General features: G+C 66.6%; 6 protein-coding genes and 1 tRNA gene. 5 read left to right on the top strand and 2 right to left on the bottom strand.

The annotated features are described in order from the left end of the window. Nucleotides 1–95: 95 nt before the first annotated feature. Together ACFC09_RS45490 and ACFC09_RS45495 are read right to left on the bottom strand one after the other, a co-directional pair. Nucleotides 96–554 (bottom strand): hypothetical protein, encoded by a 459-nt coding sequence (locus ACFC09_RS45490; protein WP_376539006.1) that lies wholly within the window; start codon nt 552–554, stop codon nt 96–98. A 219-nt stretch (nt 555–773) separates the two neighbouring features. Beyond that, nucleotides 774–1,910 (bottom strand): ABC transporter ATP-binding protein, encoded by a 1,137-nt coding sequence (locus ACFC09_RS45495; protein WP_376539008.1) that lies wholly within the window; start codon nt 1,908–1,910, stop codon nt 774–776. Nucleotides 1,911–2,137: 227 nt separating this feature from the next. Here ACFC09_RS45495 and ACFC09_RS45500 point away from each other — a divergent pair. The 5 genes from ACFC09_RS45500 (at nt 2,138) to ACFC09_RS45520 (ending at nt 7,701) form a co-directional block, all read left to right on the top strand. Continuing rightward, nucleotides 2,138–2,211: transfer RNA gene (locus tag ACFC09_RS45500), tRNA-Thr, on the top strand. A gap of 895 nt (nt 2,212–3,106) precedes the next feature. Next, entirely contained in the window at nt 3,107–3,760 is a 654-nt protein-coding gene (locus tag ACFC09_RS45505) for a hypothetical protein (RefSeq protein ID WP_376539010.1), read from the top strand. Between the two features lie 121 nt (nt 3,761–3,881). Then, the gene (locus tag ACFC09_RS45510; RefSeq protein ID WP_376539012.1) at nt 3,882–5,234 is read left to right on the top strand and encodes a Dyp-type peroxidase; all 1,353 of its coding nucleotides are present in this window, start codon (nt 3,882–3,884) and stop codon (nt 5,232–5,234) included. A gap of 54 nt (nt 5,235–5,288) precedes the next feature. Then, a complete protein-coding gene (locus tag ACFC09_RS45515) occupies nt 5,289–6,476 on the top strand; it encodes a catalase family protein (protein WP_376539014.1) in 1,188 nt (395 codons plus the stop codon). Nucleotides 6,477–7,257: 781 nt separating this feature from the next. Continuing rightward, the gene (locus ACFC09_RS45520; protein ID WP_376539015.1) at nt 7,258–7,701 is read left to right on the top strand and encodes a pyridoxamine 5'-phosphate oxidase family protein; all 444 of its coding nucleotides are present in this window, start codon (nt 7,258–7,260) and stop codon (nt 7,699–7,701) included. Nucleotides 7,702–7,812: the final 111 nt, after the last annotated feature.

Raw genomic sequence — 7,812 nt, forward strand, 5'->3', positions numbered from 1 at the left:
CGGGGGGGGGGGGGGGGCGGGGGCGCGCCCCCCCCCGCGCCGGGCCGGGCCGGCCGGGCCCCGGGCGCGCCCCCCCGCCCGGCCGGTGCCGCGGCTCAGCTGTGCGCGGTCAGCACGCCGGAGGCGAAGGACGTGTCGCAGACGGGGCGCGCGTACGACTGCGCGCGTGAGGCGCCGTAGATGCGGACGGCCGCCTGGCCGAGGGAGCGGGCGATGGAGGTGCAGTGCCTGGCCAGCGACGGGCGGCCGTTGACGGCCTGCTGGAGGTGGGTGAGGACCGTGCCCGGGTTCTTCTCCTGCAACTCGGCCATCAACTGGTCCCGCAGGACGTCCTGCGGGGTGCGTGGAACGGCCCGCAGGGAGCCGCTCGCGGAGGTGACGTCCGACGCGGTGAGCACCGAGTTGGAGGGGTTCCCCGACCAGTTGACTCGGGTGACCGCGAGGGTCCCGGAGAGCACCAGGACGACGGGCAGGACTAGGGCGAGGGTGCGGCCGATACGCCGGGCGGGGCCCCGGTGACCGCGTCGCGTCTGTTGGGTGGTGGAGTGCTTCACGCGTGTGAGGGTAGCGCCCGGTGATGATTTGGCGACATTTGGTCACCGGTTCGGGGGACGGGGAAGTGGCTTTTTCCGGGTGGGACGTTGACGCACACTGCTCGAAATGCGGGTGTTCGGTGGGGTATTTCGCGACAGTGAGAAGGGCCCCGCGGCAACCTGCGGGGCCCTTCTTCGTCAACCTGGGTGAATTGCCGGGGATTGTTCCGGCGGATGCCGTCAGTCGGAGAGGCGCTCGCCCGTGGAGGTCGAGAACACGTGGGTCTCGCCCGGCCGCGGCACGACGTGCACCTTCGCGCCCTTCTCCGGGACGGAGCGGCTGCTGACGCGGACGACGAGGTCCTTCTGGTCGCTGCCGACCTCGACGGTGCCGTAGATGTACCCGTCGGCGCCGGTCTCCTCGACCACGTTCACCGAGACCGCGAGGCCCGCCGGGGCGTCCGCGCTGTCCTTGGCCAGGGACGCGCTGGCGCCGCCGTTGTGCTCGACCACGTCGAAGTGCTCGGGGCGGACGCCGACCGTGACCGTCTTGTCACCCTTGTCGGAAGCGGCCTTCAGCGCCTCGCGGTTGACGGGGACGACGCTGTTGCCGAACTTCACGCCGCCGTCGGTGATCGGCACCTCGATCAGGTTCATGGCGGGGGAGCCGATGAAGCCCGCGACGAACAGGTTGGCCGGGCGGTCGTACATGTTCCGCGGCGAGTCGACCTGCTGGAGCAGCCCGTCCTTGAGCACGGCCACCCGGTCGCCCATCGTCATGGCCTCGACCTGGTCGTGGGTGACGTAGACGGTGGTGATGCCGAGACGGCGCTGGAGGGACGCGATCTGCGTACGGGTGGAGACGCGGAGCTTGGCGTCGAGGTTCGACAGCGGCTCGTCCATGAGGAACACCTGGGGCTCACGCACGATGGCGCGGCCCATGGCGACACGCTGGCGCTGACCACCGGAGAGCGCCTTCGGCTTGCGGTCCAGGTACTCCGTGAGGTCGAGGATCTTCGCGGCCTCCTCGACCTTCTTGCGGATCTCCGCCTTGTTGACGCCGGCGATCTTGAGCGCGAAGCCCATGTTGTCGGCGACCGTCATGTGCGGGTAGAGCGCGTAGTTCTGGAACACCATGGCGATGTCCCGGTCCTTCGGCGGCAGGTGGGTGACGTCGCGGTCACCGATGCGGATGGCGCCGCCGTTGACGTCCTCCAGGCCGGCGAGCATGCGCAGGGAGGTGGACTTGCCGCAGCCGGACGGACCGACCAGAACGAGGAATTCGCCGTCCTCGATCGCGATCTCCAGCGAGTCGACGGCGGGCTTCTCGGAACCCGGGTAGATCCGGGTCGCCTTGTCGAACGTGACAGTGGCCATGGCGCGTAGGCCCCCTTCTACCGGCAGGAACGTGCCGGACGATCCGAGTAGGAAGGTGGATGGTGTAGTCCACCGGAGTGAACTGAGTCAGGACGGTACCTGGCGTTTCCCTGATCTGTCAGTACCTGCGGGACTGTGAACTTCGCGGAAATTTTCGACAGGGCGCCTCAGGGAGGTGGGTACACTGCTGTGGCGCGCACGCGCACGGCAGTGGCGCACACGCGCATGCCTCCTTAGCTCAGCTGGTCAGAGCGCCGCTCTTGTAAAGCGAAGGTCGTCGGTTCGAATCCGACAGGGGGCTCAAAGAAGCAGCAGGTCAGAGGCTGCATGGTCCCATCGCTGACGCCACGGAGGGGCCTTTGTGTGCTCGATGGGAACATCCTGGGAACGCAACGATGGGTGATTTGGGTAGTTTTGCACCGATCGTGCGGTACGGGAGTTTGGTGAAGCTTTCCCGCAACGCATAAGGCATCGCTGCGCGGCTGGTGCCTTTCTGGACGCTGCGCGGCGCGGCGTACTCGGCGGCGGGCGATGCGCGCATCGAACCCAGTGCCGGCCGTGCGCTGTGCGGGCCAGGGCACGCTCCGGCCAGTCTCGCCATCGAGACGCCGGCCACGACCCAACGCCCGTCGAAGCCATGAATGCCTTCGACGAACATGTCGACAGCGCGACCGCCATCGTCGCCCCTCCGCACCCTCCGCCTCTGGACGGCCTCGCGTCCGGCACGGAGACCGGCGGCAGGCGGTCGATCGCGCCCATCCATTTCGGCGCCCCATCACTGCCCCAGTGCCGAGAGCCCCAGTAGCCAGCCCGCGGTGCGGCTTCCTTGAGCCCAGTCGAGTTTCAGACGGCAGCCGAGTGTCCTGCCGTACCGTCCGGCTTACGGGCAGCCGACGCGACTCTTGGACGGAGTGGCGTGGGAGACGGTTGCCCGAGAGGGTGACACGGCCTGCTCGGCAGGTCCGACTCCATTTTCCTGCGCTATACGGACCTGTCCTCAGGAGCTTCCCGGGTTGAGACGATCCCGGCCTGACGATTGCCTGCGGGCACACCGCGTAAACGGTACGTGGTGGGGTCGTCCCGGGACGGAACCCGTTCCGACCGGGCCGGGTTTTGTATCCGCCATGGGCTCATCACACCAGCCGTTGCCGGAATGCGGGGCGGCACAGGCGGGCTCAGGATTGTTGGTGAGGGCCATGGGACCTCATATCGGGGTGCTTGACGGCCCTCGAATCGATCCGTGGCAGGAGAACCTGATCATGACTCCGACATCAGACGCGGCCCAGCGTGCCCATCCTGAACACCCGGGCAAGACGGATGGCGTCTGCAACGAATTCACCGTTTTCACCAAAATCAAAACAGGCGAGGCCGATGCGTTGCGTGCGGATCTCGCCACGCTCGCCGACGCGGCGGATGACGAGAGGGTTCATGCGGCAGTGCGCCAGATCGGCACGCTGCATGACGCACGCCATGTAATTTTCGACAACGACACCCGGTTCATGTTCGCCAGCGTCTTCGACGGCTCCTGGGACACCTACATCGACGACTTCGCCAAGACGGTGGTCGGGGCCCGCTTCGACAAGGTCTTCTCGCACAGCGAAGGGTTCCCCGGTATCCACGACCCAGGGGTGAAGGAATGGTTCCTCGCCCACCAGGAGCCCGCGGGGGTCTTCGTCAGCGCCTATCCCGATCTGACCGTTCAGCAGATCTTCAAGGATCAGCGTGTGGACGACGCGTTCCAGGAGGTGCTGGACACCTCCGAGTTCCGGGCGGCGCTGGAGAACCCGGCCAATGCGGAGCTGGTGTCCACGCCTGCTTTCCAGAAGCTGCTGGAGGTGGCCGCGAGCTAGGTGGCCTGGAACGACATGACCACAACTCCCGGCCGACCCAACATCATTGGACCGCGTCGGCGGGCGCGGGCCGCCCATTTGGGGGCGCCCAGGCTGACACCGATGTGGAGCACAAACCACTATGAACACGACGGGAAGCAGCGGCGCGGGCGTCGTACGCGTCGAGATCGACGACATCCAGAGCGGAGCACTGCGCCCACGGCCCGTGCCTTACCAGGGAAAGTACATCTTCCTGCGCGTCGATGACCGCCACGCCGGGCGTGCCCTGCTGCGGCGGCTGCTCCCGCTGACCGCGGCTGGTCTGCCCGAGGTGGACCCGAGACGGGATGCCTGGGTGGCTGTGGCGCTCACCTATCAGGGGCTGAAGGCCCTGGGAGTGCCGCAGGAATCGCTGGACAGCTTTCCGCGGGCGTTTCGCGAGGGCATGGCCGCTCGGGCGGAGCTGATCGGTGACCTCGGTGAGAGTGCGCCGGCCCATTGGGAGAGGCCGTTCGGCACGGAGGACGTTCACATCGCGTTGAGTGCCCTGTCCTCCGATGCGGCGCAGCTGGACAAGGAGCTGGAGCAAGCCCGTGTCGCCTACCAGGACACGCCCGGTGTCCAGGTGATCTGGCAGCAGGACGTCCGCCAGCTCCCGACCGGGCGGACTACCTTCGGGTTCCGTGACGGCATCAGCCATCCGAACATCGAGGGCGTTGGACTGCCCGGCTCCAACCCGCAGGAACTCCCCATCAAGGCCGGCGAGTTCATCCTTGGCTACCCCGACGAGACGGGCAACCTGCCGCCCATGCCCAGCCCCGATGTGCTGGGGCGCAACGGGACCTACGTGGCCGTCCGCAAGATCCACACGAACGTCGCGGCCTGGCGCCGGTACCTGCGCGCGAACAGCTCCAGCGCCGAGGACGAGGCACTCCTGGCGGCGAAGATGGTCGGGCGCTGGCCGAGCGGGGCGCCGTTGACGCTGTCGCCGGAGCACGATGATCCAGAGCTGGCGGAAGATCCGCGGCGCAACAACAACTTCCTGTACCGGGAGAACGACGACCGAGGGTTCCGGTGCCCCGCAGGTGCCCACATCCGGCGCACCAACCCTCGCGATTCCACCATCATCGGTGACGCGCGGATGCACCGGCTCATCCGCCGCGGCACCACCTATGGTCCGCCCCTTCCGGAGAGCGTGTTGGAGGACGACGGCAGGGACCGGGGTCTGGTCGGTTTCTTCCTCGGGGCCCACCTGGAACGACAGTTTGAATTCATCAAGGCCGAGTGGGTCAATGACGGAAACTTCATCGGCTACCCCGGCGAAAAGGACCCGGTAGCCGGACGTCACGGCGGAACCGGCACGGTCACCATCCCGGAGAGGCCGGTTCGGCGTCGCCTGCGGAACCTGCCCAGCTTCGTGGTCACCCGCGGCGGTGAGTACTGCTTTCTGCCGGGGCTGCGCGCCCTGCGCTGGCTCGCCGGACTGGAGGACTGATAGCAATTCCCGTCCCTTGAGGCCCCACCCGCTCTCCATGGAGAGGTCGAAGCCATGGCAGCACAGTTCGTCCGCTACACACCGGACATCGAAGACAGTGAACCGCACTTCGAACAGAACCTGCGGACGGTGATAGAGAAGACCGAAAGGTACATCACCGAGTCCGTCAAGGCCGGCGGAACAGGACAAGCCCTCCGAGACGCCCACGCCAAGGGCTACGGACTGATCCGAGGGCAGGTGGAAATCCTGGACGGAATTCCCCCCGAGTACGCCCAAGGCATCTACGCCACTCCGGGAACCCACGACGCCCTCATCCGCTTCTCCAACGGCTCGCCCCACGCCGGAGCCGACGCCCGACTGGGCAGCGCCACCGGGCTGGCGCTGAAAATCTTCGACATCCCCGGCCCGACCCTGCTGGAAGACGAGCCGGACACAAGAACATTCGACTACACGAACATCAACGGACCCGTCTTCTTCTGCAACACAGTCAAGCACTACCTGTTCATCCAGGAATTGTTCCTGAACGCGCCGACCTACTTCTCCCAAGGCCGAACCGGTGCGCACCGCTTCTTCGCCGACTTCGTGACCGGAAAAGGAACCCTGGACCAGGACAACTGGGCATGGGACGAGTTCCTGGCCTTCCTGTACCTGTCCAAGATCTCCCCGGCCAACGTACTGCTGTCGACCTACTGGACGATGGGCGCGGTCAGGCACGGGGACTACATCGCCAAAGTGCGCATCGCGCCCGACCCACACTCCGCCGCCGCGGTGGTCCGGCGCACCATCGACCCGACCTCCGCAGCGGAGGTCTACCGTCCGGCCCTGGAAGCCGAGTTGCAGGAGCGGCCCTACGCCTTCGACATCCAGGTGCAACTCTGCACCGACCTGGAGCGGATGCCGGTGGAGGACACCACAATCGAGTGGCCCGAGCATCTTTCCCCGTACGTCACGGTGGCCACGCTGCACTTGCCGCAACAGGACATCTCCGGCCCGGAGAACCTGGAGAAGATGGACGCGCTGTCCTTCACACCGTGGCGGGTCACCGCCGAGCACACTCCCTTGGGCAACATCATGCGGGCCCGCAAAGAGGTCTACCGGCACTCCTCCATACTGCGCCACACGCTCAACCAGCAGCCGCGCACAGAACCGCATGGCGCCGACGAGGTATTCGGCCCGGCCCACCACGACGATGCACCAGTGAACGCAGACGGCTCTCGCGGCTCAACGCCGTCCCCGGCCTGACCACCGCTCTGGCGAATTTCACACGGCAACGTTCAACACCCCGAAACAGGCGTTGGCCGACGGAGCGGATCAGCGAACAGCTCGTCACCGCCTCCCACGCGGTCTGGGAGGACACCCCCAGGAGCGACAGCGGCGAACGCACCGTCTCCCTGGACTCCCAGACGCACGAGCTGCTGCGCCTGTGGAAGCAGCGCCGGCAGACCGAGCGTGAGGAGTGGACGAACTGATCGATCCGCTTGGCTCGGCTGCGTACCGACGCCGTGGGGCGAGCGCCGCCCGCTCCCCTGGAGCGCCCCCGGCGCACTCACGGCCACCCGTCAGGGCGGTTTCACCCATGCCATCGGTTCCCCGTGGTGATGCTCAGGACAGGCAATCTGACTCGAAGGGGAACGTATGCGTCGGAGCGCGGGAGTTTCGGCCGCGATGGTCGCGGCGCGGCTTCCGAACAAGCTCGGTCGCAGCGTTGGGTAGGCGGTGCTCCGGGTCTGGGCTGGTCTTGTGAGTTGTCCACTCACAGGCGTGGTTCCCCTGTCCGGCCCCGCGTGCCGAGAGTCGGCGGTGGAATGCACACGAAGTGGAGAGGGCGATCGGGGCGGCTCACTGCCCTTGGCCCGTCGGCCCGTCGGCCGCCGTGAACCTCTGCACACGCGGCAGACACCGCGCCGGACAAGATCCCAGGAATCCCAGGAATCCCAGGAATCCCAGGAATCCCAGGAATCCCAGGAATCCCAGGTATGGGGAGCAGACTTATCTTGATTGGGGAGTAATGGTGGCTCACAAGATGTCCTCAGAACAGCGAGAAAAATTCCTTGCCCAGCCGCATCTCGGGGTGCTCTGCGTCGCCGCCGAGACAGGCAGGGCCCCCATGGCCACACCGATCTGGTATGACTACCGACCCGGCGGCGAAGTCAAGCTGTTCACTTCACCCCGATCGCGCAAGGCGCGGCTCATCGCCGAAGCTGGACGGTTCTCGCTCTGTGTCCAGGAGGCCGAAGGATTACGTTATGTCTCGGTAGAAGGGCCCGTGGTCGAGACCGTGCCGATCACCGAAGGCGAGCACAACCAGATCGTCAGACGCTATGTGGAACCGGAGCGCGTGGCGGCATTCCTCAAAGCGACCCACGAGACACACGCCGGAAACGTGGCCATCAGCATGCGACCAGAACGCTGGAACGCCGTTGACTTCTCGGAGATCGCTGCTCAGGTCGCCGAGGACAGTCTGTAAGGGGTCTGTAAGGGCACTTCTGACGCGTAAATATGGCCTGGTCAGGGTGGGTGTGGGCAGGGCTGGGTGCCCGGTGGTCGCGGAGGGCCGCCGGGTGTCTGGGTTTGTCGG

This window comes from Streptomyces sp. NPDC056161 (assembly GCF_042268025.1).
In the GTDB taxonomy this organism is placed as follows: domain Bacteria; phylum Actinomycetota; class Actinomycetes; order Streptomycetales; family Streptomycetaceae; genus Streptomyces.